Annotated in this window: 23 protein-coding genes; 8 read left to right on the top strand and 15 right to left on the bottom strand. The window is 73.8% G+C overall.

What is annotated here, in order from left to right:
• Positions 1-3: 3 nt before the first annotated feature.
• The 4 genes from O7605_RS01585 to O7605_RS01570 all read right to left on the bottom strand — a co-directional run bounded on the left by O7605_RS01585 (position 4) and on the right by O7605_RS01570 (position 4,351).
• Complete coding sequence (locus O7605_RS01585) at positions 4-1,299, bottom strand: DUF2314 domain-containing protein (RefSeq protein WP_269737561.1); 1,296 nt, start codon at positions 1,297-1,299, stop codon at positions 4-6.
• 67 nt (positions 1,300-1,366) lie between these two features.
• Positions 1,367-2,140, bottom strand: coding sequence for an adenosylcobinamide-GDP ribazoletransferase (locus O7605_RS01580; RefSeq protein ID WP_269737560.1), 774 nt, complete (start codon positions 2,138-2,140; stop codon positions 1,367-1,369).
• On the bottom strand, positions 2,130-4,070 hold the full coding sequence (gene cobU, locus O7605_RS01575) for a bifunctional adenosylcobinamide kinase/adenosylcobinamide-phosphate guanylyltransferase (RefSeq protein WP_269737559.1): 1,941 nt from the start codon (positions 4,068-4,070) through the stop codon (positions 2,130-2,132). Before cobU ends, O7605_RS01580 begins: the two co-directional genes overlap by 11 nt.
• Positions 4,071-4,144: 74 nt before the next feature.
• A complete protein-coding gene (locus tag O7605_RS01570) occupies positions 4,145-4,351 on the bottom strand; it encodes a Rho termination factor N-terminal domain-containing protein (RefSeq protein WP_269737558.1) in 207 nt (68 codons plus the stop codon).
• A 178-nt stretch (positions 4,352-4,529) separates the two neighbouring features.
• Between O7605_RS01570 and O7605_RS01565 the strand changes: the two genes are divergently transcribed.
• Together O7605_RS01565 and O7605_RS01560 are read left to right on the top strand one after the other, a co-directional pair.
• The gene (locus tag O7605_RS01565) at positions 4,530-4,730 is read left to right on the top strand and encodes a hypothetical protein (protein WP_269737557.1); all 201 of its coding nucleotides are present in this window, start codon (positions 4,530-4,532) and stop codon (positions 4,728-4,730) included.
• Entirely contained in the window at positions 4,730-5,521 is a 792-nt protein-coding gene (locus O7605_RS01560; RefSeq protein ID WP_269737556.1) for a site-2 protease family protein, read from the top strand. The genes O7605_RS01565 and O7605_RS01560 overlap by 1 nt, the downstream gene beginning before the upstream one ends.
• 61 nt (positions 5,522-5,582) lie before the next feature.
• Here O7605_RS01560 and O7605_RS01555 read toward each other — a convergent pair whose 3' ends face one another.
• The gene (locus tag O7605_RS01555; protein ID WP_269737555.1) at positions 5,583-6,581 is read right to left on the bottom strand and encodes an aldo/keto reductase family protein; all 999 of its coding nucleotides are present in this window, start codon (positions 6,579-6,581) and stop codon (positions 5,583-5,585) included.
• A gap of 45 nt (positions 6,582-6,626) precedes the next feature.
• Complete coding sequence (locus tag O7605_RS01550) at positions 6,627-7,292, bottom strand: TetR/AcrR family transcriptional regulator (protein WP_269737554.1); 666 nt, start codon at positions 7,290-7,292, stop codon at positions 6,627-6,629.
• 110 nt (positions 7,293-7,402) lie between these two features.
• On the opposite strand from O7605_RS01550, the gene O7605_RS01545 reads away from it, so the two are divergent.
• Positions 7,403-7,927, top strand: a complete 525-nt coding sequence (locus O7605_RS01545; RefSeq protein ID WP_269737553.1) for a quercetin 2,3-dioxygenase — start codon at positions 7,403-7,405, stop codon at positions 7,925-7,927.
• A gap of 284 nt (positions 7,928-8,211) precedes the next feature.
• Here the strand turns inward: O7605_RS01545 and O7605_RS01540 are convergent, their stop codons facing one another.
• The 4 genes from O7605_RS01540 to nadA form a co-directional block, all read right to left on the bottom strand.
• Positions 8,212-12,390, bottom strand: a complete 4,179-nt coding sequence (locus tag O7605_RS01540) for a WG repeat-containing protein (RefSeq protein WP_269737552.1) — start codon at positions 12,388-12,390, stop codon at positions 8,212-8,214.
• A 448-nt stretch (positions 12,391-12,838) separates the two neighbouring features.
• The gene (locus O7605_RS01535) at positions 12,839-13,444 is read right to left on the bottom strand and encodes a DUF3043 domain-containing protein (RefSeq protein WP_269737551.1); all 606 of its coding nucleotides are present in this window, start codon (positions 13,442-13,444) and stop codon (positions 12,839-12,841) included.
• 79 nt (positions 13,445-13,523) lie between these two features.
• On the bottom strand, positions 13,524-14,879 hold the full coding sequence (murA, locus tag O7605_RS01530) for a UDP-N-acetylglucosamine 1-carboxyvinyltransferase (RefSeq protein WP_348650813.1): 1,356 nt from the start codon (positions 14,877-14,879) through the stop codon (positions 13,524-13,526).
• A gap of 227 nt (positions 14,880-15,106) precedes the next feature.
• Positions 15,107-16,282 carry a quinolinate synthase NadA gene (nadA, locus tag O7605_RS01525; RefSeq protein ID WP_269737549.1) on the bottom strand — a complete coding sequence of 392 codons (1,176 nt, stop codon included), beginning with the start codon at positions 16,280-16,282 and terminating at the stop codon, positions 15,107-15,109.
• A gap of 68 nt (positions 16,283-16,350) precedes the next feature.
• Here nadA and O7605_RS01520 point away from each other — a divergent pair, with 68 nt between their 5' ends.
• From O7605_RS01520 to O7605_RS01510, 3 genes are all read left to right on the top strand, one after another.
• Complete coding sequence (locus tag O7605_RS01520; protein ID WP_269737548.1) at positions 16,351-17,490, top strand: glycerate kinase family protein; 1,140 nt, start codon at positions 16,351-16,353, stop codon at positions 17,488-17,490.
• 151 nt (positions 17,491-17,641) lie between these two features.
• On the top strand, positions 17,642-18,010 hold the full coding sequence (erpA, locus tag O7605_RS01515) for an iron-sulfur cluster insertion protein ErpA (RefSeq protein WP_093401225.1): 369 nt from the start codon (positions 17,642-17,644) through the stop codon (positions 18,008-18,010).
• Positions 18,011-18,269: 259 nt separating this feature from the next.
• Positions 18,270-19,247 carry a carbohydrate kinase family protein gene (locus tag O7605_RS01510; protein ID WP_269737547.1) on the top strand — a complete coding sequence of 326 codons (978 nt, stop codon included), beginning with the start codon at positions 18,270-18,272 and terminating at the stop codon, positions 19,245-19,247.
• 66 nt (positions 19,248-19,313) lie between these two features.
• On the opposite strand, the gene O7605_RS01505 is transcribed toward O7605_RS01510, so the two are convergent.
• Positions 19,314-19,544: a sulfurtransferase TusA family protein gene (locus O7605_RS01505; protein ID WP_269738668.1), complete on the bottom strand. Its 231-nt coding sequence runs from the start codon at positions 19,542-19,544 to the stop codon at positions 19,314-19,316.
• 2 nt (positions 19,545-19,546) lie between these two features.
• The gene (locus O7605_RS01500; RefSeq protein WP_269737546.1) at positions 19,547-20,698 is read right to left on the bottom strand and encodes a cysteine desulfurase family protein; all 1,152 of its coding nucleotides are present in this window, start codon (positions 20,696-20,698) and stop codon (positions 19,547-19,549) included.
• A 193-nt stretch (positions 20,699-20,891) separates the two neighbouring features.
• On the opposite strand from O7605_RS01500, the gene ctaC reads away from it, so the two are divergent.
• Both ctaC and O7605_RS01490 read left to right on the top strand, forming a co-directional pair.
• On the top strand, positions 20,892-21,863 hold the full coding sequence (gene ctaC / locus O7605_RS01495) for an aa3-type cytochrome oxidase subunit II (protein ID WP_269737545.1): 972 nt from the start codon (positions 20,892-20,894) through the stop codon (positions 21,861-21,863).
• 10 nt (positions 21,864-21,873) lie between these two features.
• The gene (locus O7605_RS01490; RefSeq protein ID WP_269737544.1) at positions 21,874-22,302 is read left to right on the top strand and encodes a cytochrome c oxidase subunit 4; all 429 of its coding nucleotides are present in this window, start codon (positions 21,874-21,876) and stop codon (positions 22,300-22,302) included.
• A gap of 69 nt (positions 22,303-22,371) precedes the next feature.
• On the opposite strand, the gene O7605_RS01485 is transcribed toward O7605_RS01490, so the two are convergent.
• From O7605_RS01485 to O7605_RS01475, 3 genes are all read right to left on the bottom strand, one after another.
• Positions 22,372-22,569 carry a hypothetical protein gene (locus O7605_RS01485; protein WP_269737543.1) on the bottom strand — a complete coding sequence of 66 codons (198 nt, stop codon included), beginning with the start codon at positions 22,567-22,569 and terminating at the stop codon, positions 22,372-22,374.
• 108 nt (positions 22,570-22,677) lie between these two features.
• Entirely contained in the window at positions 22,678-23,724 is a 1,047-nt protein-coding gene (gene trpD / locus O7605_RS01480) for an anthranilate phosphoribosyltransferase (protein ID WP_269737542.1), read from the bottom strand.
• An 84-nt stretch (positions 23,725-23,808) separates the two neighbouring features.
• Positions 23,809-24,204, bottom strand: coding sequence for a hypothetical protein (locus O7605_RS01475; RefSeq protein WP_269737541.1), 396 nt, complete (start codon positions 24,202-24,204; stop codon positions 23,809-23,811).
• Between the last annotated feature and the right edge of the window lie 160 nt (positions 24,205-24,364).

Genomic DNA, 24,364 nt, shown 5'->3' with positions numbered 1-24,364 from the left:
TGATCAACGAGGTGGTTCGGGGGGTTGGCCGGCGTCGAGGACGGCCTGGGTCCAGCCGCCCTCGATGACGCCGTCGGCGTTCAGGACCGCCCAGTCGACGATGTCGGTGACCGCCACGACGACGGGTGCGCCGATGCGTACGGTGGGGTCGGTGTTGGCGTCGCTGGCGCTGGCACCGACGATCCGGTCCGGGGAGTCCCAGTCCGTCACCCCGGCCCAGACGTACTCCGGGCCGTCGTCGCTCGGCAGCCCGTACTTGACCACCAGCTGCGTCTCCGGCGGCAGCTGACCGTCGCGGAACCGGACCCGGATGTCCGCCAGCCCGGCGCGGGCGGTGGCGATCGCCCGGCTCATCGCGTCACCGGAGCGGGCGTACCGCACGTCGGGCTGGATCCCGGAGAAGAGGGTGGCGCAGGCGTTGGCGAAGTATCGCCCGGCGGGACCGGGGTGCCCGGCCGGCGGGCGCAGGCTGAGGAAGGAGTCGGCGTCCGGGTCGGTGGCCGGGTCCAGCTCCAGGCGGAGCAGGACCGGTGCGGTCGCCCCGTGCTGCTCCGGATTGCCGTACGCCACCGCGATGTCGTGGCCGGTCACCGTGGCCAGCACCGGCAGCTGCACGAACGCCGGGATCTCCTCGCCGGCCAACCCGTCGGTCCAGTCCCGCAGCAGGCGCCGGGCGGCACCGGTCATCACCGCGCCCCAGGCCCGGGTGAGATGGTCCGGCACCCCCTGGGTCTGCAACTCCAGCAGGCCGAAGCGGCGCAGCCCCTTGGTGGTGAACCAGAGCCCCTCGGCGTCCGACGAGTAGGGCACCAGCACCCAGTCGACCAGCCGGACCCGGCCCTGCGCGTCGGGCAGCGAGCGCAGCGCCGCGGCCGGGTCGAGGAACTGCAGGCCGAAGACGTCCACCACGTCGCCGCCCACCGCCTCGGCGACCGCCGCGGCGACCGCCCGCGCGGCCCACTCGTGAGCGGGTGGCCAGCCCGGCCGGTACTCCGCCTGCACCACCACCAGGTGGCTCGCGGAGGCCAGCCGGTCCAGCTGCGCCTCGCTGGCCCCGAACGCGGTGAGCAGGTCCGGCGGCAGCTCAGGGAACTCGCCGACGGGCCGGATGTCGACGCTCATCAGCGGACTGTCAAGCATCTGCCGGGCCAGCCCGTACACCGGCTCGGCGAGCCGGCCGGCCAACTTTCCCACGGCCGTGCGGGCGGTCACCGACGGCAGCCCGGCCGTCGGCACCAGATAGGTCGCGCTCAGCGACTCCGGAACCGGAACGGGCAGGAAGTCGTCGGTGATGAGCATGTCGTCCCCCGGATGGCCGCGCCGGTGCTGTCGTCGCAGGTACGCTACCCGGCGCCGGGCCACCGACTCAGGCGGACAGCACCAGTCCCAGGTAGACGAGCGTGGTGACCAGCTCGACGGTGGCGCCGAGCACGTCGCCGGTGATCCCGCCGAGGCGGCGTACCACGTGCCGCAGCAGCCCGGCCGCGACGGCGAGCGCCGTCAGCACGACCAGCGGGCCCTGCCACGGCTGTTGCGGCACCGCCGCGACCGCCAGCAGCGCGACGGCGGCGGTGGCGACGACCAGCGCGACAGGGCCGACGGTGCCGGCGACGAGCGCACCCAGCCCCTCCGGTCGCGCCGCCGGCACCCCTCGGCGGCAGGCCAGCGTCACCCCGAGCCGCCCCGCCGCCGTGGCCGTCAGCACGGCCGCGAACACCGCCGGGCGGGACCGGCCGGCCAGCTCGGCCAGCGCGGCGGCCTGCACCAGCAGGACGAGCACCAGGGCGACCACGCCGAAGGGCCCGACGTCTGGCTTCTTCATGATCTCCAGGGCGGCCGGTCCGCGCCGGTACGACCCGAGCGCGTCCACGGTGTCGGCCAGCCCGTCCAGGTGCAGCCCCCGGGTGAGCACCGCCGCCGCCGCAACGGTGACTCCGGCGGCGACCAGCGGCGCGGTGCCGGCGGCCAACAGCAGCAGGATGCCGGCCAGCGGCACACCGAGCAGCGCGCCGACCGCCGGGGCGAGCGTCATCGCCGTGCCGGCGGTGGCCCGGTCGACCCGGCCGACGCCCAGCGGCAGGATGGTGAGGGTGGTCAGCGCCAGCCGCGCCCCGTCGCCGAGCCGCAGCTCAGCCGGCACGTGCGGCGGAGGTCTCCGCCGGCTCCGCGGCCGGCGCGGTGGTGGTCGGGCCGGGACCCTCGGGCTCCGGCTCGTGGAAGTCGGGCTCCGTCTCCTCGATCGGGCCCGGCTCGTCGCCCTCCCCGCTGTCGTCGCCCTCGGCACGGGACGGCAACGCGGCGGCCAACGCCAGCGCCGACCGCAGCAGCGGCAGCACGGTGAGCGCGTTCGCCCCCTCGCCGAGATCGAGCCGCAACCGGGTCAGCGGATCCAGGCCGAGCACGTCGGCGGCGAGCCGGACGGCCGGGTGACCGCCGTCGTCGGCCAGCAGGCACCAGTGCCGGGCCTGTCCGGCCAGGTCCCGGCTGATCAGCGCGGCGGCCACCCCGACGGGGCCGTCCAGCAGCACCGGCAGCCGGCGGGCGGTCGCGCCCAGCAGGATGCCGGTGGCGACGGCGATGTCCCCACCGCCCAACTCGGCGAGCACGTCCATGGCGTTGCGGGCGGAACGACGGGTGCGGTGCAGGGCGTCGCGGACCGCTGCGCAGCGGGCCATCCAGGCCGCGTCGTCGATCTCGCCGCCCGCGGTGACCACCCGGGCCAGCACCGCGGGCGGTTCGGCGCCGGCGGTCGCGGCCAGCACCGCCGCGGCCGTGGCCTCGGTGCCGGCGCCGCACGCGGCCAGCACCAGCAGTTGTACGCCGGCGTCCGCCGCCTCCTCGGCCAGCCGCCAGCCGTGGCGCAGGGCCGAGTCCACCTGATCGACGTCCAGCGCCGGGCCGTGCTCGATGGGCGCGGCGGCGGGGGCGTCCACCACCTGTAGGCTCGCGCCGCTCTCGGCGGCCAGCCGGGCGAGCACGCCCTGCCCGGCTCGGGCCTGCTCGGCGCGGCGGGCCGACTCACCGGCCGTCGTGCCGGCGGCGACGCCGCCCGCGTGGTCGCCGTGCATCAGCAGCACCCGCACCGACCGCCACGGGGCCGGGGTGGGGGTGCCCTGGGTGGCGGCGGCGAACAAGACGACCTGCTCCAGCGCACCGAGCCCGGCGCCCGGCACGTCCAGGCTCGCCAGCCGGTCGACGGCCTGCGGCCCGGCGTACTCGTCGGGCATGGGCAGTTCCATGCCGGGCTGGATGACCAGGCCGGTCGCGACCAGCGGGAGGGCCGTGGTGGGCGCTGTCCAGCCGGTGCCGACGGTCTCGGCAGCGGGCTCGGCGGGCAGCTGCGGCAAGGTCACCGGCGGCGAGTCGGGGAGCTGCGGCCTGGTCACCGGCGGCGAGTCGGGCGGCGGCGGAGCGTCGGGGGTCTCCGACGACTCACCGGTCGGCCCGGCCTGAGCGGGCACCGTGGCGGCTACGGCCGACGGGGCGGAAGCGGCAGGTGGCGCGTCGGAGAGCGCGGGTGGTACGGCGGCGGGCTTCAACCGGCACGGCTGGCCGGCGACCACCAGGACCACCGTGTCGCAGGCGTCGGCGACCGCGCGGTTGACCGCGCCGAGGGCGTCGGTGAACGCCCGGCCCAGCGGTGTGGTGGGTACCAGGGAGAGCCCGACCTCGGGGCTGACCAGCACCAACCGCGCGGCGCAGGACCGCACGGCGGCGGCCAGTTCGTCGATGGTGGCGGTGTCGTCGGCCGGCTGGTGCGCCGGGTCGAGCAGGACCGTCACCCAGCCGCCGAGGTCGTCGACGAGCAGGGTGTCCTCCGGCCGGGCGGTGGAGATCACGTCGGCGAGTCGACGTGGGTCGGTCGCGGTCTCCTCGGTGCTCCAGGTCGCGGGCCGGCGGGCGCGGTGCGCGGCGAGGCGCGCGGCCCACTCGGGGTCGTCCCCCCGGTCGGCGGCGGTCGCCAGGTAGCGGACCGTGGACGCGTCGGCGACCAGGGACTCGGCGAACTCCGACTTGCCGGACCGGATGCCGCCGAGGACCAGAAGCGTGTTCCACCCGTCAAGGGACATGCTGCGTACCTTACGTCCAGCGGGCGGGTCGGCGGACCGCAGGTAGGGCAGCGCGCCGCCGGCCCGCGATGCGGTCAGCGCCGGTCGGGGGACTGGTACCTGACGTCGTTGGGGTTGACGTCCGCCGGCTTCGGATCCTCCTGCCAGGCCCCCTCGCCGGGGCGGGCCTGCAGGGCGTCGATGAGTTCCTCCCGGTCCATCTCCCGCGCGCCTTCGATGCCGCCGCGCATCGCGATGTCGCGCAGTTCCGCCGTGTCCATCTGCGGGATCGGTGTCGTCATTGTCGCCTCCTGTGCGTCGGGTTCCCGAACGACATACCCGGCCGCGGCAGGCTCAGTCTCGCCCGGGCGTCGTCCGGGCCGCCGATCGCCGCCCGTGGCCCGGTCGGCGGCGCTGCGGTACGACTACGCTGGCGGAGGTCCGCCCCAAGGGGCAGCAGCGGCGAGGGGAGACGCGCACATGGCGTGGAGCTGGCGGTACGAGGGCGCGAACGGCGAGTCGGTCGAGGGGCCGGCCGAGTCGTTCGCCAGCCAGGCGGATGCCGAGTCCTGGATCGGTCAGACCTGGCGGGAACTCGCGGCGTCCGGCGTCACCTCGGTCGCGCTCCTGGAGGACGATCGGGTGGAGTACCGGATGAGCCTGCAGCCCGTGGCCGAGTGATGACGCCCCGGGACTCCGAGCCGCTGGTGCTCGGGGTGCCCCGGGCGGCCTTCCGGCCCAGCCCGGTCTTCCTGGCGCTGGTCGCCCTGCTGGTGACCAGCGCCGTGCTGACCTGGCACGGGATCGGCAACGTCCGGCTCACCGTGTTCGGCTTCGTCGTCTCCGGCTGGCTGGTCTCGTTGTGTCTGCACGAGTACGCCCACGCGGTGGTGGCGTACCGCAGCGGTGACCGGGGGGTGGCCCACCGCGGCTACCTGACCCTGAACCCGTTGAAGTACAGCCACCCGTTGTTGTCCATCGCGCTGCCGGTGGTGGTCGTGCTGCTCGGCGGCATCGGTCTGCCCGGTGGCGCGGTCTGGGTGGACCGGCACGTCATCCCGGGGCGGTTGCGGCACACCCTGGTCAGCCTCGCCGGACCCGCCACGAACGTGCTGTTCGCACTCGTGCTGGTGGCGGTGCTGCGGCTCGGCGCGGGCGGTGGTGGACCGGTGGAGTTCTGGGCGGCGGTGGCCCTGCTGGCCTTCCTCCAGGTCACCGCGAGCCTGCTCAACCTGCTGCCGGTGCCCGGGTTGGACGGTGGAAACATGATCCAGCCGTGGCTGACCTCGCCGTACCGGCGGATGTACGACCTGTTCGCGCCGTACGGGTTCATCCTGCTCTTCGCGTTGCTGTGGAACCCGACGATCGGTGGCTGGTTCTTCACCGCCGTCTTCGCCATCGGCGACCTGCTCGGCCTGCCGCCGTGGCTGTACGCGACCGGTCTGGACCTGGTCCGCTTCTGGCAGGGCTGAGCACGGCCCGGCGGAGGCGTCCGCCCGGCCGACGTGCGCTACGCCGGCCGGGCGGGACGGGTCAGGGCCGTTCGGCCGGCGACTCGGTGCGCGCCGGGTCCCGCTCGGTCACCGGCTCGACGATCTCGTCGATCGCCTTGAGCAGGCCGGCGTCGAGCTTGACACCGGCCGCCTTGACGTTGTCGTGCACCTGCTCGGGACGCGAGGCGCCGATGATGGCCGACGACACGTTGGGGTTCTGCAGCACCCAGGCGATGGCCAGCTGGGGCATGGTCAGCCCGGCCTGGTCGGCCAGCGGCTTGAGCTGCTGCACCCGGGTCAGCACGTCGTCGGTCAGCCACTTGGCGATGAAGCCGGCACCTGACTTCTCGTCGGTGGCCCGGGAACCGGCCGGCGGTGGCTGGCCGGGCAGGTACTTGCCGGAGAGCACCCCCTGGGCCATCGGCGACCAGACGATCTGCCCGAGGCCCAGCTCCTCGCTGGTGGGGATGACCTCGCTCTCGATGACCCGCCAGAGCATCGAGTACTGCGGCTGGCTGGACACCAGCGGGATGCGCAGCTCCCGGGCGAGGCCGTGCGCCTCGCGGATCTGCGATGCCTTCCACTCGGAGACGCCGATGTAGTGCGCCTTGCCGGAGTGCACGACGTCGGCGAAGGCCTCCATCGTCTCTTCCAGCGGGGTGCTGTAGTCGTACCGGTGGGCCTGGTAGAGGTCCACGTAGTCGGTACGCAGCCGACGCAGCGATCCGTTGATCGACTCCATGATGTGCTTCCGGGACAGGCCCCGGTCGTTGCGACCCGGCCCGGTGGGCCAGTACACCTTGGTGAAGATCTCCAGACCCTCGCGCCGCTCCTGCTGGAGCGCCCGGCCGAGGACGTCCTCGGCGCGGGTGCCGGCGTAGACGTCGGCGGTGTCGAAGGTGGTGATGCCGGCGTCGAGGGCGGCTCGCACGCAGGCGAACGCCGCTTCCTCCTCGACCTGCGAACCGTGGGTGATCCAGTTGCCGTACGAGATCTCACTGACCATGAGGCCGGAGCGGCCCAGGTGTCGGAATTCCATGCTCTGACCCTAGCCCGCCCTGGTGGACCCGGCAGGCGACGGTGATCAGTCGGGGTCGGACAGCAGGGCGTGGCGCAGGCTGCGGCCGAGCCAGCGGCGGAAGGTGTCCTCGCGCCACCCGCGTTCCAGCACCAGCGCGCCGTAGTGCGCCGGGTCGTTGTAGAACCACACCTCGTCGATGGCGGTCTCGACGTCGGAGCCCTGGCGCAACCGCGCGTCCAGGGCGCCCATCCGCTCGATGACCATCGTCGCGCCGAGCCGGCGGTTGCGCAGCAGCGTCCGCCAGACCTCGGCCACCTCGGGGCTGCCGTCGGCGGCCCGCCGGACGGTCTCGAACACCCGGGTGGTCCGCGCGCCGATCAGGGTGCAGACCCCGGCGTACGCGTCGAGTACCGCACCACCGGTGGTGGCCTCCCACACCGGCCGGTACCAGGGGCGTTGCGCCACCGGCACCGGCTCGTCGTCGCCGGCGAGCGCCTCGTCGAGCACCTGGCGCAGCAGCGCCGCCTTCGAGCCGAACGCGGCGAACACGGTGGGTCGGGCCACCCCGGCCGCGGCTGCCACGTCGGCCAGCGAGGTGCCTGTGTAGCCGCGGGCGACGAAGAGTTCGGTCGCCGCCGCGACCACGGCCTGTCGGGTACGACGGGCGTTCTCCTCGCGGATCCGGGACCGGTACGGCCTGGTCGGTTTTCCGTCCTTGACTTCATCCATGGCGTCGTCATACTAGCAATGTATTCACTATACTCGCAGCTATCGAATAGCAACCGACTATCCAATAGCTCGATGTCCAGCGAAGTTTCGTCGTCACCGGGGAGGCACCCATGTCCGTCCATCCGTTCGTACGTCGGCCCGACGAGGGGGAGGCGTACTGGTTCCTGGGCAACCTGGTCACCGTCAAGGCGGCCGGCGCGCAGACCGGCGGTCGGCTCACCGCTGTCGAGTTCGTCAACCCGCCCGGCTTCGCCCCGCCACTGCACCGGCACCAGGTCGAGGACGAGATGTTCTACCTGCTGTCCGGCACCGCCACGTTCTACTGCGACGACGCGGTGCTGACCGCCGCACCCGGCGATTTCGTGCTGCTACCGGCGGGCCTGCCGCACACCTTCGTGGTCGGTCCGGACGAACCGCTGCGGGTGCTGCAACTGACCACCCCCGCCGGCTTCGAGGAGTACGTCGCCGAGGTCGGGGTGCCGGCGGCGGAGCGTCGGCTGCCCGACCCGGCACCGGTCGACCCGGCCGCGCTCGGGCACGCCTCCGCGCGGCACGGGATCGAACTGCTGGGTCCGCCACCCGGCCACCAACCGACGGGCCCGGCCCACCAACCGACCCACCGGCCAGTACCGTGACCGCCTCGGGCGCACGTTCGGAGGGGTCGAGGACCGGTAGCGCCGGTGACGGCGCGCGGCGCCGGAGGACCGTCCTCCGCATCCCCGGATACGAGCGCACTCCCGGCACCGGCGCCTCCGCGCACCGCCGGGGCGTGCCGGGTCCCCGCACCGGACGCCGCCACCCGTGCCGGGTGGGACCCAAGACCGGTCAGGCCCGGACGCGGCCGGTGGCGTCGGCCTGATCCCGCGCCGGGACGCGACCGCCGGTGGCCGTGCGGCGCCAGGCGGTCGGGTCGCCGACCTCAGAGCACCGGGTTGGCGTCGGCGAGCAGTCCGTCGATCTCGGCGACCACCGCGCCCGGGTGGTGGAACATCGGGTCGATCAACGACTCGCCGCGCCGGTCCAGGGCACCCCAGTTCCCGGCGCTGTTGGTGGCCAGGAAGGCGACCGGGTGGATCAGCAACGCCGGATGTGCCGGCGCGACGATCACCTGGCCGCTCCGGTCCACCACGCCCTTGCGGCCCGTCAGGTCCACCACGGCCAGCCCCTCCTCGGTGAAGCCGTCGACGTGGTGGCCGTCGGCCAGGGTGGTGTGGAAGCCGTGGTAGCGGGTCGGGACCACGATCCGGCCGGTGCGGTCGACGGCGCCCCAGCCCTCCCGACGGACCACCGCCACACCCTTGTGGAACGGCCGCACGTCGGCGAAGCCGGGCGGCACCGCCACCGTGCCGGTGGCATCGACGGCGTGCCAACCGCTCTCGTCGCGCACCACCCAGGCCAGGCCGTCGGAGAACGGCCGAGCCGCCAGGTAGGTCGGTTCGAGCACCGTCTCGCCGGCCACGTTGATCAATGACCAGCGGTCGGTCTGCGGTCCGCGTACCCAGGCCAGACCGTCCCGGAACGGCTGCGCCTCCGCGTACCGGGCGGGCACCACCATGTCGCCCTCGGCGTCCGCGTAGCCCCACAGGCCCTGGCCGCCGTCGCGCGCCGGCACCGGAGTGCGGTCGCGCTCCAACACCTCGTCCCAACTGCGCGGGTACGGCCCGAAGCCGCCCTCCTCGGCTCGGCTGGCGACCGCGTCGAGGCCGGTCCGGACCCGGTCCAGCAACTCGGCGTCCTGCTCGCCGCGCAGGTCGAGAGCTCGCTCGAAGTGATGGCAGGCCTCGATCAGCCGGCCCTGGTCGTAACAGCAGCGGGCGGCGTGCTCGTGCAGCGCCGCGCGGAGCCGGTCGGGCAGCTCGATCGAGTTGGCCTCCGCGAACAGCCGGTCGGCCTCGGCGAATTCGCCCCGCCAGCGCAGGACGTGGGCCAGCCGGGCCTGGGCGAGCGCGGCCCGGCGCAACTCACCGGTCGCCTCGGCGTAGGTCAGCGCCATCCGGCCGTCGGCCAGCGCGTCGTCCAGGTCGTTGAGGACCCGCGAGGCGACCGCGCGCAGGCTCAGCAGCCGGGCGCGGGACCGGTTGTCCAGCGCCGAGGCGAGTTTCTCGGTGAGCCGCTCCCGGACCTCGCGCAGCTCCGCCGGGTCGTCGACGGTCTCCCGCAGGGTCACCGGGTCGAGACGCCAGCGGAAGCGGGCCAGCACCTGTTCGGGATCGGCCGGTGGTTCCGGTGCCGGCTCGTCGTCGGTCGCGTCCGCGGCGTCCGGCTCGTCGGCGGCCGGGAGCCCGGAGTCGGCCGAGGGGTCGAGCATCGCGTCGACCGGGCCGCTGCCATTGCCGACGTCATCCGACGCGGTGCCGGCAGCACCCTCGACGGCCTCGCCGGAGCGCCGGGTGTCACCGTCCGCCGCGCCGGTGGGCCCGGTGGGGTAACCGAGCTGAGCCTGGTCGTCCGCTGGCTCAGGGTCACCGGTCGGAGGGGGAGCCGGCGGCGTCGACACCGGCACGGCCGAGACCGGCGCACCGAGGTCGGGCCCGCCGGGAGCCCCGGAGACCGGCGGCGCCGACACCGGGGGCGCCGTGGGCGGTGTCCCGGCAGCCGGCGTGGTGACCGGTGGCTGCGAGACGGCGGCGGGTGCGGAGACCGGCGGCTCCGGGACCGGCGGTGGCGACGCGGGCGGTGCCGAGACCGGGGTCGCCGGTGCCGGTGGTGTGGCGGCCGGGCGATCGGGCGGTGGCGGTGCGGACGGTGCCGGGCCCGGAGGGGCCGAGACCGGCGGCGCGGACGCCGCGACGTCGGGCGGTACGAGGTGGGGTGGCACCGGCCGGTCCGGCGCGGCGTAGCCGCCTGGTGCCGACACGGGTTCGGCGAGCCGCTCGGGGCCGGGTGGTGCCGACACGGGTTCGGCGAGCGGCTCGGGGCCGGGTGGTGCGGGCTCCGCCCTTGGCGGCGCTGCGGTGGACGAGGCCTGCGTCGCGGCGGGCGGCTCGGTGGTGGGCCCGAACCAGCTCTGCGGACCATCGGCGGGGGGACGGGTGGGTCCGGGCGTCGACGGCTCGGGCGCTGGCGGAACGTACCGGGTGGGCTGGCGGGCCGGCGGTGCGGTCGGCACCTCGGAAGAGCTGCCGGCGAGATCGGGTCGCACCCCCGGCGGCGGTCCCACCGGTGCCGGATCGGCGACGGCCCCGGACATCCGCCCCGACGGTGCGGGCACAGCGGGGTGGCTGGGTGGTGCGGAGACCGGTCGGTGGCTGGGTGGTGCGGGTACGGGTGGCTGGGTGGGTGGTGCGGAGACCGGTCGGTGAGTTGGTGGTGCGGAGACCGGACGGGCCGGGGGCGGAGCGACGGGTGGTACGGCGGCCACCGAGGGTGCCGGTGTCGGTGGTGGCGAGGCGACGACCGGCTGATCGTGCAGGGGAGCGGGACGTACCTGGTGCTCGTGCAACGGCGCGGGACGTACCTCGTGCTGGTGCAGCGGTGCCGGTCGGACGGCGTCCCCCGTCGGTGCCCGGTCGGCAGCGGCGGCGGCCGCCGGCCGTTCCCGGTCCTGGCCGGGAAGGTCGGTCCGGTTGCGGTCGGGGCGGCCGACCGGTGCCCGGTCCGGCTTCAGGTCTTCGACCGGTGCGGCAGCACGACGGTGTGGCGCGGGGTCGACCCCCGGCTGAAGGTGCTGCGGAGCGGGGGAGACGGGCCGGGCCCGGCCGGCTGCGGGTGAGACGGGACGGTCCCGCTCCGGGGCGGGAGAGACGGGATGGTCCGGCACCACCGACAGGTGACGGCGGCGCGGATCCTGGTCGGGTGCCCCGGAGACCGGGCGCTCGGGGTCGGGCAGCGCGGCGGCTGGCCGGTCGACGAACCGCTCCGGTTCGGGGCCGTCCGGTGGGCCGCCCGCCCGCCGGTCGGCATCCCGCTCCTGCGGAGTCGGCCGCTGGTACTCGCGATGGTCCCGACCGCTGCTCGGCCGCAAGGGTCCGGGCGCCGGCCAGGGCAGGTCGCCGCGCGGCGGAGCGCCGTACTCCTGCGGATCCGACGTCGACGGCTGCGGGCCACCCCACCGGCGGTTGCGGTCCGGGCGGGCCCACTCGTCGGACGCGGTGCGGACCGGTTCGTCGTCGACGTAGCCGTCCGGGTACGGCGCGGCGTCCGGGTCGCCGCCGCCGACGAAGTCACCGCGGTAACCGTCGACCACCGGGCCGTCGGCGCGGGCCGGCTGCCCGGGGTGGTGACTCCACTGGTAGCGGGGACGTTGGGAGACGTCCCCGGGCGGCCGGCGGTCGACGCCGTCGGCCGGGCGGTGTGCGGCGGCGGGCCGACGCTCCTCGTCCGTCTCCGCCACCCAGCCGGGCTCCGGGCGGGCGGCCGGGGACACCGGTGTCCCACGCCGGTACTCGTCGCGGCCGGTCGGTTCGGCGCGGCGGCGCGGCCGATCCGGGTACGACTCGGGCTCGCGCTGGCCCCGTCGCTCCGGTTCGGGTCGCGGGTACCGGTCGTCGCGCCGATCCGGGTCACGTCGTTCGGGCTCCCGGCCGGCGTACCGCTGCGGGTCGCGTCGCGCGTACCGGTCGGGATCGCGCTGGTCGCGGGCGCGGTCCGGGTCGCGTCGGTCGGACTCGCGCGGGTCCCGGCGATCCACGTACCGGTCCGGGTCACGCCGGTCGCGGCGCGGCGGCGCGCCGGCGCCCGAGGCCTGCGGCCCGAAGTCCGACCAGACGACCCCGTCACGGCTGCGGGGAGCATCGTCGTACGAACGCCGCCCCTCGGACCGGGAGCCGGGTGGCACCGACCGCTCGTACGGTTGCGCACCGTTCGGGCTCCCGGTGGGTCGACGGTCGGGGACGTCGTGCCGGCCCGGCCAGCCGTCCGGCTCGTCGTCCCAGGACCGGCCGACGTAGGTGCCGTCGGGCCGGGTCGGCGCGAGCGGCGGCACCTCGGCGCGTCCGACGGCGCTCGCCCGACCTCGTGGGGGCGGTGGCTGGTGCTCGACACCGATGTCACCCGGGTAACGCTGGCCGGGGAACTGCGGCTGCCATTCGCTCGTCGGCTCGACGACCCAGGACGGCTCGGCGGGATCGTGCCACCGGTCGGCGTAGCCGCGACTCATCCTTCGGACCTGTCGCTGCGGACGGGACGCCGCGGGCAGGCGCCGCATGTCGCGACACGCGGCGCGGGAGCCCGTCCGACGGAACCGCGACGACCGAGCCGTGCACCACGGCCCGTGCCGGAGCCCAGGGCCGGCGCCCGCCCGCTCACGGTCGCGCCCCGGTGGTCGGCTCGCGTCCGCTCGCTCACGGCGATGTCACCTCGTCGGAAATGGTCGCGCTGGGCACCCCGGAGGCCGACAAAATCGCTTGTCCGGGCACCGGATGGCTGCGCATGGAGGGTAACGGCGCGGGCTCGGTCACCGCCACTGCGGCACCCTCGTCAACCCAAACGTTATCCTATTGATCCGGACATTTATCCCTATGCCGGTATCGGACTTCCGACGCTGCCACACCCACCGTCAGCCGCTCGTCGCCGGGCCGGGCGTACGGCGCGGGCCGGACCCGCGGTCAGACCTGATCGCCGATGGCGACCCGTGGCTCCGGCGAACGCAGCTTGCGGAAGGTGATCGCCCGCATGATCGCGTAGAGGTACAGCGAACCCATCCGCTGGGTGGACTTCGGGAACCGCTCGCGGACCAGCTTCTTGATCTTGCGCGAGATGAGCACCGAGTCGACGACCACGCCCAGCGCCAGCGCACCCCAGAGCAGGTTGGAGGCCAGCCGGATCACCGGGGGCATCGCCTGGTTCGAGCCGATCAGCACCACCAGCGCGCCACCGAAGAACCAGGTGCCGACGGTACGCCGGGAGTCGACCACGTTGCGGGCCAGCAGCCGCTCCGGCCCCCGGTCGCGTGGGCCACCCTCCCGCCGGAACTCCGCGGCCGCCTCGGCTCGACGCTGCCGGCGTACCGCCTTCGCCTCGTCCTTGCTCAGCGGCTTCGTCGCCCCGGCGGGTCGACGCCCGGTCACGGGCCGCTTGGGCGTCTCCCGGCCCTTGGCCGGGGTGTAGGCACGGGACCGAGCCGCCTCGGCCGCCTCCTCCTGCGCCGGGGTCAGCGGCTCGGTGGCGGGATCGGCGAGGTCGGCGGACTTGCGACGAAACAGCGACGGCACGCGGCAAGGGTAGCCAACGCCGCGCGCCCGCCGCACATCGCGGTGCGGCGAACGCGCGGCGGGTGGCGCCTCGGGCCGACTACGGTCGTTCCACGTGCGCGCCGAGGTCGGCGAGCTTGGCCTCGAAGTCCTCGTAGCCCCGGTTGATCAGGTCGACGCCGTAGACCCGGGAGGTGCCCTCGGCGGCCAGCGCGGCGATCAGGTGGCTGAAGCCCGCCCGCAGGTCGGGAATGACCAGGTCGGCGGCGTGCAACTTGCTCGGGCCGGCGATCACCGCGGAGTGCTTGAAGTTGCGTCGGCCGAAGCGGCACGGGGTGCCGCCCAGGCAGTCGCGGTAGACCTGGATGTTCGCGCCCATCGAGTTCAGCGCCTCGGTGTAGCCGAGTCGCTGCTCGTAGACCGTCTCGTGGACGATGGACAGGCCGCGAGCCTGGGTCAGGGCGACCACCAGCGGTTGCTGCCAGTCGGTCATGAACCCCGGGTGCACGTCGGTCTCCAGCGCGGTGGCCTGGAGTTCGCCGCCCGGGTGCCAGAAGCGGATGCCGCCCTCCTGCCCCGGCTGTCCCAGCCGAGGGGGACGGGTGTCGGTCACCTCGTACTCGCCGCCGACCGAACGGAAGACGTTCAGGAAGGTCATCATGTCGGCCTGCTCGGCGCCGAGCACCTCGACGTGACCCCGGGTGGCAAGTGCCGCAGCCGCCCAGCTCGCCGCCTCGATCCGGTCCGGGATCGGCCGGTGGGTGTAGCCGTGCAGTTTCGGGACGCCCTGGATCTCGATCACCCGGTCGGTGTGCACCTTGATGATCGCGCCCATCTTCTGCAGGACGCAGATCAGATCGACGATCTCCGGCTCCACTGCCGCGTTGCGCAGCTCGGTGACGCCCTCGGCCATCACCGCGGTCAGCAGCACCTGCTCGGTCGCGCCCACACTCGGGTAGGGCAGCGCGAACTTGGTGCCGTGCAGCCCGTTCGGTGCGGACAGGTGCAGCCCTTCGGGGGTCTTCTCGACGGTGGCACCGAACTCCCGCAGCGCCTGCAGGTGGAAGTCGATCGGCCGGGGCCCGATGTGGCAGCCGCCCAGGTCCGGAATGAAGGCGTGCCCGAGGCGGTGCAGCAGTGGCCCGCAGAACAGGATCGGGATCCGGCTGGAGCCGGCGTGCACGTTGATCTGGTCGGTGCTGGCGCTCTCCACGTTGGCCGGGTCGAAGACCAGCTCGCCATCCTCGTCGCCGTCGGTGACCTTGACACCGTGCAGCCCGAGCAGACCCCGGACGACCTCGACATCGCGGATCTTCGGCACGTCGAACAGCCGGCTCGGACTGTCGCCGAGCAGGGCGGCGACCATCGCCTTGGAGACCAGGTTCTTCGCGCCGCGCACGCGGATCCGCCCTTGCAGCGGCGTGCCTCCGTGTACGACCAGGATGTCGTCGGTCAACGCAACCTCCAGCGCGTGCGTGCTGCCGTTTCGATGGATGGACACCACCGGTCTCGCTACCCGGGGTGGGACCGCGCGCAAACGCCCGCGCCCACGTGTGTCGTCGCCCGGCAGCATAGCCCTCCGTGATGAGAATGGATCCGGTCACACCGCCTCGGAGGGCATTTATCGGTGATCCGGCACTTTCGCGTACACCGGACGTCACTGAGCGTGAGGCCCGGTCGAGGTCAGGCTCCGGGTAGCGCGAGCATCTGGTCCAGCGCCACCCGGGCGTGGTGCGCGGTGTCGGGGTCGACCGTGATCCGGTTGACCACCCGCCCGGCGACCAGCTCCTCCAGGGCCCAGACCAGGTGCGGCAGATCGATGCGGTTCATCGTCGAGCAGTAGCAGACCGCCCGGTCCAGAAACATGATCTGCTTGTCGGGGTGCGCCAGCGCGAGCCGGCGGACCAGGTTCAGCTCGGTCCCGACGGCCCACGCGGAGCCGGCCGGGGCGGCCTCGATGGTCCTGATGATGTACTCCGTCGACCCGACCAGGTCGGCCGCCTGCACCACCTCGTGCCGGCACTCGGGGTGCACCAGCACGGTCACCCCGGGCACCCGCTGCCGGACGTCGTTGACGCTGTCGAGGGTGAACCGGCCGTGCACCGAGCAGTGCCCGCGCCAGAGGATCATCTTCGCCTCGCGCAGCTGCTCGGCGGTGAGCCCGCCGCCCGGCTTGTGCGGGTCGTACAGCACGCAGTCGTCGAGGGAGAAGCCCATCTCCAGCACGGCGGTGTTGCGGCCCAGGTGCTGGTCGGGCAGGAAGAGCACCTTCTCGCCCTGCTGGTACGCCCACTCCAGGGCCCGCTTCGCGTTCGACGAGGTGCAGACCACCCCACCGTTGCGCCCGACGAAGCCCTTGATGTCCGCCGAGGAGTTCATGTAGGTGACCGGGACGGTGTGCTCCGCCAGGCCCAGCTCGGTGAGCACCTCCCAGGCGTTCTCGACCTGTGGCAGCGCGGCCATGTCCGCCATCGAGCAGCCGGCGGCCAGGTCGGGCAGTACCACCTGCTGCGCGTCCGAGGTGAGGATGTCCGCGCTCTCGGCCATGAAGTGCACGCCGCAGAAGACGATGAACTCGGCCTGCGGCCGGGCCGCGGCCTCGCGGGCCAGCTTGAACGAGTCGCCGGTCACGTCGGCGAACTGGATCACCTCGTCGCGCTGGTAGTGGTGGCCCAGCACGAAGACCCGGTCACCGAGGGCGGCCTTGGCCGCCGTCGCGCGGGCCACCAGGTCGGGATCGCTCGGTGCCGGCAGGTCACCCGGACACTCCACGCCACGTTCGGTGGCGGGGTCGCTGCCGCGGCCGAGGAGCAGCAGCGCAGTGGCGGTGTTGGAGGGCTCAACCCAGGTCGACGTCACGCCCTCCATGGTCCCACAGCACGACCGCCCTGCCGCCCGTGCCGGTGTGGGCTGCCACACTGCCAGGCATGCGCGTACTGCTCTGCCCGGACAAGTTCGCCGGTACGCTCCCGGCCCCGCAGGTCGCCGCCGCCGTGGCGGAGGGCTGGCGGGAGGTGGCACCCGGCGACGACCTGCTGGTCAGGCCGTTGGCCGACGGAGGGCCGGGCTTCCTCGACGTGCTCGCCGAGGCGCTGCCCGGCCAGCGGGTGCCGGTGCCGACGACAGATCCACTGGGCCGCCCGGTCACCGGTGAGATGCTGCTCACCGACGGGGGCGCGGTCGCCTGGCTGGAGAGCGCGCAGGCCTGCGGGCTGCACCTGCTCTCCGCCGCCGAGCGCGACCCGCTGGCCACCACGTCGTACGGCCTGGGTCTGTTGATCGCCGCCGCGGTGGAGGCCGGCGCACGCACGGTGGTGGTCGGGCTCGGCGGCTCGGCGACGAACGACGGTGGCGCGGGAATGTTCACCGCCCTTGGCGCGGTGGTGTTGGACGGCACCGGCGCGGCCCTGCCGTACGGCGGTGCGGCGCTGACCGCGGCGGCGAAACTCGACGGGACGCCCCGGTTGCGGGACGCCCGGCTGATCGCGGCGACCGACGTCGACAACCCGCTGCTCGGGCTGCACGGCGCGAGCAACGTCTTCGGCCCGCAGAAGGGCGCCGACCGGGCCGACGTGCTGCTGCTCGATGCCGCGCTCGGGCGCTGGGCCGAGGTGCTGGAGCGGGACCTGCCCGGCTGCCCCAGTGGGCTGGGCGCACTGCCCGGTGGTGGCGCCGCCGGCGGTGTCGGTGCCGGGCTGCTCGCCCTGGGCGGGCGGTGCGAGTCCGGCATCGGGCTGGTCAGCCGGGCCGTCGAACTGGACACCGTGCTCGACGAGGTCGATCTGGTGGTCACCGGGGAGGGCCGATTCGACCATCAGTCGCTGCGCGGCAAGGTGGTGGCCGGAGTGGCCGGGGCCGCGCGCGACCGGGGCGTACCCTGTGTCGTGCTCGCCGGGCAGGTCAGCACCGGGCGGCGCGAGGCGGCGTCGGTCGGGGTGACCGACGCGTACAGCCTGGTGGAGCACTTCGGCGGTGAGGAGCGCGGCGGGTTGGCCGCCGCGCTGGAGCGCCCGGCGCAGGGGCTGCGTGAGCTCGGCGCCCGGCTGGCCCGGCAGTGGAGCCGCTGACCCGGTTCGCGCCGAGTGCCTGGTCACGCCGCCGGGTGCCGCGGCCACCGGCGGCCTACAATCAGAAACTGGACCACTGTGGGAATCGCTGACCGGCGGCTGACGTTGGCCAGGGGAGGACCACACCGACGCGCCGCAGGGAGAATTCCACGTGACCACGCCAGCGCAGACCGAGTCGACCGAGGCCAAGGCCCCCACGTCCGTCGTCCTCACCGACGTCGCGGCGCAGAAGGTCAAGGCCCTGATCGAGCAGGAGGGCCGCGACGACCTGCGACTCCGGGTCGCCGTGCAGCCGGGCGGCTGCTCCGGCCTGCGGTACCAGCTCTTCTTCGACGAGCGTTCGCTCGACGGTGACATCGTCACCGACTACGACGGTGTCGAGGTCGTCGTCGACCGGATGAGCGCCCCCTACCTGGCCGGCGCCACCATCGACTTCGCCGACCGGATCGACGCCCAGGGCTTCACGATCGACAACCCCAACGCGGGCAACTCCTGCGCCTGCGGAGACTCCTTCAGCTGAGCCCCGGTTCGCCACGCGGACGGCGGTACGGCCTCACGGCCGTACCGCCGTCCGCGTCTCCGCTTCCGGCCGCCGCGCCCAACGGCGTTGATCAAGAAGTTCTGGTCGCGACACGCGCAGCGGCGCGGCCAGAACTTCTTGATCATCTGTGCGGGGTGGGGTCGGTGGGTGGGGCGGGCGGGATGGCGTCGGGTGGTCGCTCGGGGGATCGCGGTGCCGGTAGGCTGACCGGGCTCCGCCGCCGAATCCGAGGGTTGCCATGAAGATCGCCGTGACCGGCTCGATCGCCACCGACCATCTGATGAGCTTCCCCGGTCGGTTCGCCGACCAGCTCATCGCCGACCAGCTGCACAAGGTCTCGCTCTCCTTCCTGGTGGACGATCTGGTGCTGCGCCGGGGCGGGGTGGCGGCCAACATCGCGTTCGGCATGGGTCAGCTCGGTCTCCAACCGGTGCTGCTCGGCGCCGTCGGTGCCGACTTCGCCGACTACCGATCCTGGTTGGAGCGGCACGGCGTGGACTGCGACTCGGTGCACGTCAGCGAGATCGCGCACACCGCCCGCTTCGTGTGCACCACCGACACCGACATGTGCCAGATCGCCTCGTTCTACGCCGGGGCGATGAGCGAGGCCCGCAACATCGAGCTGCACCCGGTCGCCCGGCGTCTCGGCGGGCTGGACCTGGTGCTGGTCGGCGCCAACGACCCGGAGGCGATGCTGCGCCACTCCGCCGAGTGCCGTGAGCGTGGCTACCCGTTCGCCGCCGACCCGTCGCAGCAGCTCGCCCGGATGCCCGGCGAGGACGTGGTGGCCCTGATCGACGGTGCCGACTACCTGATGACCAACGACTACGAGAAGTCGCTGTTGCAGAGCAAGGCCGGCCTCTCCGACGCGCAGCTGCTGGACCGGGTGAAGATCCGGGTCACCACGCTGGGCAAGCACGGGGTGGAGATCGCTGGGCGGGAGATCGAGACGATTCACGTGCCGATCGCCCGGGAGACCCAGGCGGTCGATCCGACCGGCGTCGGCGACGGCTTCCGCGCCGGCTTCTTCACCGCGCTGTCCTGGGGGGTCGGGCTGGAGCGGGCCGCGCAGGTGGGCTCGCTGCTCGCCACGCTGGTGCTGGAAACCGTCGGCACCCAGGAGTACCAGGTGCGCCGGGACGCCTTCGTCAAGCGCCTCGCCGAGTCCTACGGCGACCACGCCGCCGACGAGATCCGCCCCCACCTGCTCAGCTGACTGCCCACCGGCCGTGACCCGGCTGCGCTGTCAGCTCGACACCCACACCACTGCCGTGCCGGTCGGTCAACGGGAGCGGCGCACGTCGTAGCCGGGTCCGGGGGCGTCGCCCAGAAACTCCTGCTGGCGCATGCGGCACCAGGCCGGGATGTCGACCGCCGCCGCCGGATCGTCGGCGAGCACCCGGACCACCGAGCCCACCGGCAGCTCCGGCAGCCGGCGGGCCAGGGCGATCACCGGTAGCGGGCAGCGCTGGCCGAGGCAGTCGAGCACCTCGTCGGGCTGGTCGTCGGGGATGGTCACAGCCCCACCACCCCCGCCTGTTCCCGCAGGTCGGCGACGATGCCGGGCAGCTCGGTGAGGAAACGCTCCACGTCGGCCTCGGTGCTGCCGGGGTGCAGCGAGACCCGGACGTTGCCGTGCGAGAGCACCCCCATCGCCTCCAGCACGTGCGACGGGCGCAGGGTGGACGAGGTGCAGGACGAGCCCGACGAGACGGCGAAACCCCGCCGGTCCAGCGCGTGCAGCAGCGCCTCCCCGTCGACGTACAGGCAGGAGAAGGTGACCAGATGCGGTAGCCGGCGCTCGGGATCGCCGACCACCTCCACGTCCGGCACCTCGGCCGCCACCCGGGCCCGGATCCGGTCCACCAGCGCGGACAGCCGCGCCGCCTGGGCCGCCGCGTCGGCCGCCACCGCCCGCAGGCTCGCCGCCGCCGCGACCACCGCCGGTAGGTTGAGCGTGCCCGGCGTACGCCCCGATTCCCGCTCGTCGGTCGGCCAGGGCGACTCCCAGCGGGTGCCCTTGCGCACCACGAGCAGTCCCACGCCGGGCGGACCGCCCCATTTGCGGGCACTCGCGGTCAGCACCGACCAGCCGGGCGGCACCGGCACCCGGCCCACCACCTGCGCGGCGTCGACGTAGAGCGGCACGCCGACCCGGGCGCAGGCCGCGGCGGCGGCCTCGACCGGCTGCACGGTGCCCACCTCGTGACTGGCCGCGATCAGCGCGGCCGACGCCACCTCGGCCCCGGCGACCGCCGTCGACCAGGCGTCCAGGTCCAGCCGGCCGAGGCGGTCGACCGGCACCTCGACGGCCGTGCCGCCGCCGGCGACGTGCTGCTCGGCGGCGTGCAGCACGGCCGAGTGTTCGATCGCCGAGTGCACCAGCACCCGGCCGGCCCGCCGGCGTCCCCGCAGGCCACCGAGCACGGCGGCGTGCGCGGCGGTGGTGCCGTTGGCGGTGAAGGACAGCTCGTCGGGGCGTACGCCGAGCGTCTCGGCCGTGGCCTCGCGCGCGGCGTCGAGCAACTGACGCGCGCGGCGGGCCGGCGAGTAGAGCCGGTCCGGGTCGGCCCAGCCGTCGTCGAGCGCGGCCAGCAGCGCCTGCCGGGCGACCGGATGCAGCGGCGCGGCGGTGGCCGCGTCCAGGTAGACGGGGGAGGCAGTCACGTCTGCCCACGCTAGCGCCCCGGTCGGCACCCGATCCCCCGTCGGGTGCGGACAACGACCCCAACCGGGTCCAGCCCGTCATGGTCGAGTAATCTGCGACCGTCGGTGACGCCTTTGCCGCCGGTGCGGCGGCTCCGCTCGGCGGAGCCGGCCGAAACGAGGACACCGCGGCGCGCTAGGGAGGCAGGACCAGGTGGTCGCAAGGAGTTCGGAGGTACGGCCGACGGCCGTACGGCACAGCGCATCCTCGCGAGCCGGTGGGCGGCGGGGGCGGCGTGCCGGGCGTCTCGCCGGGCTCGGATTCAGTGGGGCGGCGCTGCTGGTCCTGCTCACGGGCTGTGACGTCGGAGCGGCGTTCGGCGGCTTCGGCTGGCCGCAGGGCGGCATCACTCCCGAGGCCCGACGGATGTACGACCTGTGGATCGCCTCGTGCGTCGCGGCGCTCGCGGTCGGCTTCTTCGTCTGGGGCCTGATCTTCTGGTGCATCGTGCGCTACCGCAAGCGCGGCAACGAACTGCCGGTGCAGACCCGCTACAACCTGCCGATGGAGTTCCTCTACACCATCGCGCCGGTGCTGATCGTCTCGGTGCTCTTCTACTACACCGCCGTGGTGCAGACCGACGTGGTGAAGACCACCAACAACCCCGACGTGACCGTCGAGGTGGTGGCCTTCAAGTGGAACTGGCAGTTCAACTACCGCGACGGCCAGGGCGTCGACGCCGAGACCACCGCGTCGGTGCTCGGCACCAGCGAGGTCATCCCGATCCTGGTGCTGCCGACCGACCGGTCCATCCGGTTCGAGGAGACCAGCCGCGACGTCATCCACTCCTTCTGGGTGCCGGAGATGCTGTTCAAGCGGGACGTCTTCCCCGGCAGCATCCGTAACGTGTTCGAGGTCTCCTCGCTGGAGACCGAGGGGGCCTACGTGGGGCGCTGCGCCGAGCTGTGCGGCAGCTACCACGCCTTCATGAACTTCGAGCTGCGGGTCGTCTCGCCGGAGAACTTCGACCGCTTCCTCGCCGCCAAGCAGGGCGGCGCCTCGACCCAGGAGGCGTTGACCTCCATCGGCGAGGAGCCGTACGCGGTCACCACGAGGCCGTTCGAGACGCGGCGTGACGAGAGCAACTTCAACCCGGACACCGCTCCGGCCGGCACGGGAAGCTGAGGCAACCGGCATGAAGACCGAGTGGCGTATCTTCCTGATCATCGCCGGGTTCCTGCTCTTCGCGACCGTCCTCTACGGCGGCTGGACGTGGGCCGACTCGGACGGTCGGGTCGAGTGGATCGGCACCGTGGCCCTGCTGCTGTCGTTCCTGCTCTGCGCGATGTGCGGCGGCTTCTTCTGGTTCGTCTCCCGCCGCATCGACCTGCGCCCGGAGGACCGCCCGGACGCCGAGATCGCCGACGGAGCGGGTGAGATCGGCTTCTTCAGCCCGGGCAGCTACTGGCCGTTCGGCCTGGCCCTGGCCGCCGCGATCGCCGGCCTGGGCCTGGTGTTCTGGCAGTTCTGGCTGCTCGGCCTCGGTGCGGTGGCCGTGATCCTGGCCGCCTGCGGCCTGCTGTTCGAGTACTACAGCGGCACTCGGCGTACCGCCGAGCACTGAGCCTCGCAACGCGACAGGGCCCGCCCCCACCGGGGCGGGCCCTGTCGTCGTGGAGTGGGCGGGGTTGGTTCAGGCGGCGCGGTGGTGGACGGCCGCCCGGCGGCGGGTCGACCGGCGCGGTGCGGTGCTGACGAACATCATGATCGCCGCGCCGCAGCCGGCGCAGGCTCGTTCGGGGCAGTCGGCGCCGTGGCCGTCGACACAGGGCGGTGCCTCGAACGGCTGGATGCTGCCGCAGATGTCGCAGTGAAGCTCGCGCTCCGACACGGACCTCTCCTTTCGCTCGGGGCGGCCGATCGTCGGACATCGCCGGAACTACTCGGTTGTAGTTTCCCACGACCCTCCGACGTGCCGCGCCGCGCGGCACGGGCGAGGTCAGGCGGTGCGGGTGACCTCGATCCAGCGGTCGAGGGTGCGGGCGGCCGCGCCGGAGTCGATCGACTCGGCGGCCCGGCCCAGACCGGCGCGGAGCGCCTCGGTCAGGTCGCCGTCCAGCGGACCCTGGGTGGCCAGCGCCGCCGCCGCGTTGACCAGGACGGCGTCGCGCACCGGCCCCGGCTCGCCGGCGAGCAGGCGTCGGGCCACGTCGGCGTTGTGGGCCGCGTCGCCGCCACGCAGTTCAGCGAGGGTGGCCCGGGGTACGCCGAGGTCGACCGCGTCCACCACGGTCTCCCTGACGGCCCCGTTCTGGGCGATCCAGAACCGGGTCGCGGCGGCGGTGGTGAACTCGTCCAGCCCGTCCTCGCCGCGCATCACCAGCACCGAGTCGCCCCGGGCCGCGAAGACGGCCGCCATCACCGGCGCCATCGTCGCGTCGAAGCAGCCGACGGCTCCGGAGCGGGGGCGGCCGGGATTGGTCAGCGGGCCGAGGAAGTTGAACGCGGTCGGCACCCCCAGCTCCCGGCGGACCGGACCGGCGTGGCGCATGCCGGGGTGGAACCGGGCGGCGAAGCAGAAGCCGATGCCGGCCTCGGCGACGCACCGGGCCACCTGCTCGGGCCCGAGATCAAGTGGGATGCCGAGGAACTCCAGCAGATCGGCGGTGCCGCAGGAGGACGAGGCGGCCCGGTTGCCGTGCTTGACCACGCGTACGCCGGCCCCGGCCACGACCAGCGCCGTCATCGTGGAGATGTTCACCGTGTGGGCGAGGTCGCCACCGGTGCCGACCACGTCGAGCGCCTCGGCGCGTACCTCCTCGGGCAGCTCGACCGGGACGGCCCGGCTCAGCATCGCCTCGACCAGCCCGGTCACCTCGGCCGGGGTCTCGCCCTTGGCCCGCAGCGCGACGGCGAAGCCGGCGATCTGGGCCGGCGCGGCCGACCCGGACATGATCTCGCCCATCGCCCAGGCGGTGTCGGCGGCGGACAGTTCCTCGCCACGCAGCAGCGCGGTGAGCAGGTGTGGCCAGGTCCGATCGCCCATGGCGGGCCTCCCGAGCAGACGGTTACGGGTGGGACGGGACCGGCGCCGGCTCGCCCGGCGCCGTGGCGGTGCCGGAGTGGGACGTCAGGCGGGTGCGCTCGTGCGCAGCAGCTCGGTCACCGTGGCGGCGGTGGTGACCGGGTCGAGCGGGTGCACCAGGGTGGCGTCGACCTCGGCGAAGGACGCCAGCCAGCGGTCGGCGGCGCGGGCGATCACCACGCAGGTCGGCGGGGCGTCGTCGCGGTCGTCCTTGATCTGCCGGGCGATGCCGATGCCGCCGCCGGGGGTGGCCTCACCGTCGAGCAGCATCAGGTCGATCTCGTAGTCGTCGACCAGTCGGATGCACTCGGCGTAGCTGGACGCCTCGACGAACTCGACTCGCAGGTCGGCCGCGGGTCGGGTGCCGACGGCGAGCCGCATCCGGTCCCGTACCTGCGGGTCGTCGCTGTAGAGCAGGACGGTGCACAGACGGTCACTCATGCCGACACTCCGCTTCGCCTCGTGCCGTCCTGAGGTGCCATCGCACCGAGCGTGACCCGCTCGCTGTGCTCGCTCATGGCTCCCAACGGCTCCCACTTCCTAGCTGCGTGGCCGATCGTACCGGCCGGTGTGGTGCCCGTGACACGCCGCCCCGGCCGGT

Source organism: Verrucosispora sp. WMMA2121 (genome assembly GCF_027460185.1).
Classification (GTDB): Bacteria; Actinomycetota; Actinomycetes; order Mycobacteriales; family Micromonosporaceae; genus Micromonospora; species Micromonospora palythoicola.
This window is presented reverse-complemented; position numbering and strand designations above follow the sequence as displayed.

Bases quoted from the DNA above. Each gene is read 5' to 3' on its own strand.
- O7605_RS01585 (WP_269737561.1), bottom strand. From the start codon at position 1,299: ATGCTCATCACCGACGACTTCCTGCCCGTTCCGGTTCCGGAGTCGCTG.
- cobU (WP_269737559.1), bottom strand. From the start codon at position 4,070: ATGTCCCTTGACGGGTGGAACACGCTTCTGGTCCTCGGCGGCATCCGG.
- O7605_RS01570 (WP_269737558.1), bottom strand. From the start codon at position 4,351: ATGACGACACCGATCCCGCAGATGGACACGGCGGAACTGCGCGACATC.
- O7605_RS01565 (WP_269737557.1), top strand. From the start codon at position 4,530: ATGGCGTGGAGCTGGCGGTACGAGGGCGCGAACGGCGAGTCGGTCGAG.
- O7605_RS01560 (WP_269737556.1), top strand. From the start codon at position 4,730: ATGACGCCCCGGGACTCCGAGCCGCTGGTGCTCGGGGTGCCCCGGGCG.
- O7605_RS01555 (WP_269737555.1), bottom strand. From the start codon at position 6,581: ATGGAATTCCGACACCTGGGCCGCTCCGGCCTCATGGTCAGTGAGATC.
- O7605_RS01550 (WP_269737554.1), bottom strand. From the start codon at position 7,292: ATGGATGAAGTCAAGGACGGAAAACCGACCAGGCCGTACCGGTCCCGG.
- O7605_RS01545 (WP_269737553.1), top strand. From the start codon at position 7,403: ATGTCCGTCCATCCGTTCGTACGTCGGCCCGACGAGGGGGAGGCGTAC.
- O7605_RS01540 (WP_269737552.1), bottom strand. From the start codon at position 12,390: ATGAGTCGCGGCTACGCCGACCGGTGGCACGATCCCGCCGAGCCGTCC.
- O7605_RS01520 (WP_269737548.1), top strand. From the start codon at position 16,351: ATGCGCGTACTGCTCTGCCCGGACAAGTTCGCCGGTACGCTCCCGGCC.
- O7605_RS01510 (WP_269737547.1), top strand. From the start codon at position 18,270: ATGAAGATCGCCGTGACCGGCTCGATCGCCACCGACCATCTGATGAGC.
- O7605_RS01490 (WP_269737544.1), top strand. From the start codon at position 21,874: ATGAAGACCGAGTGGCGTATCTTCCTGATCATCGCCGGGTTCCTGCTC.
- trpD (WP_269737542.1), bottom strand. From the start codon at position 23,724: ATGGGCGATCGGACCTGGCCACACCTGCTCACCGCGCTGCTGCGTGGC.
- O7605_RS01475 (WP_269737541.1), bottom strand. From the start codon at position 24,204: ATGAGTGACCGTCTGTGCACCGTCCTGCTCTACAGCGACGACCCGCAG.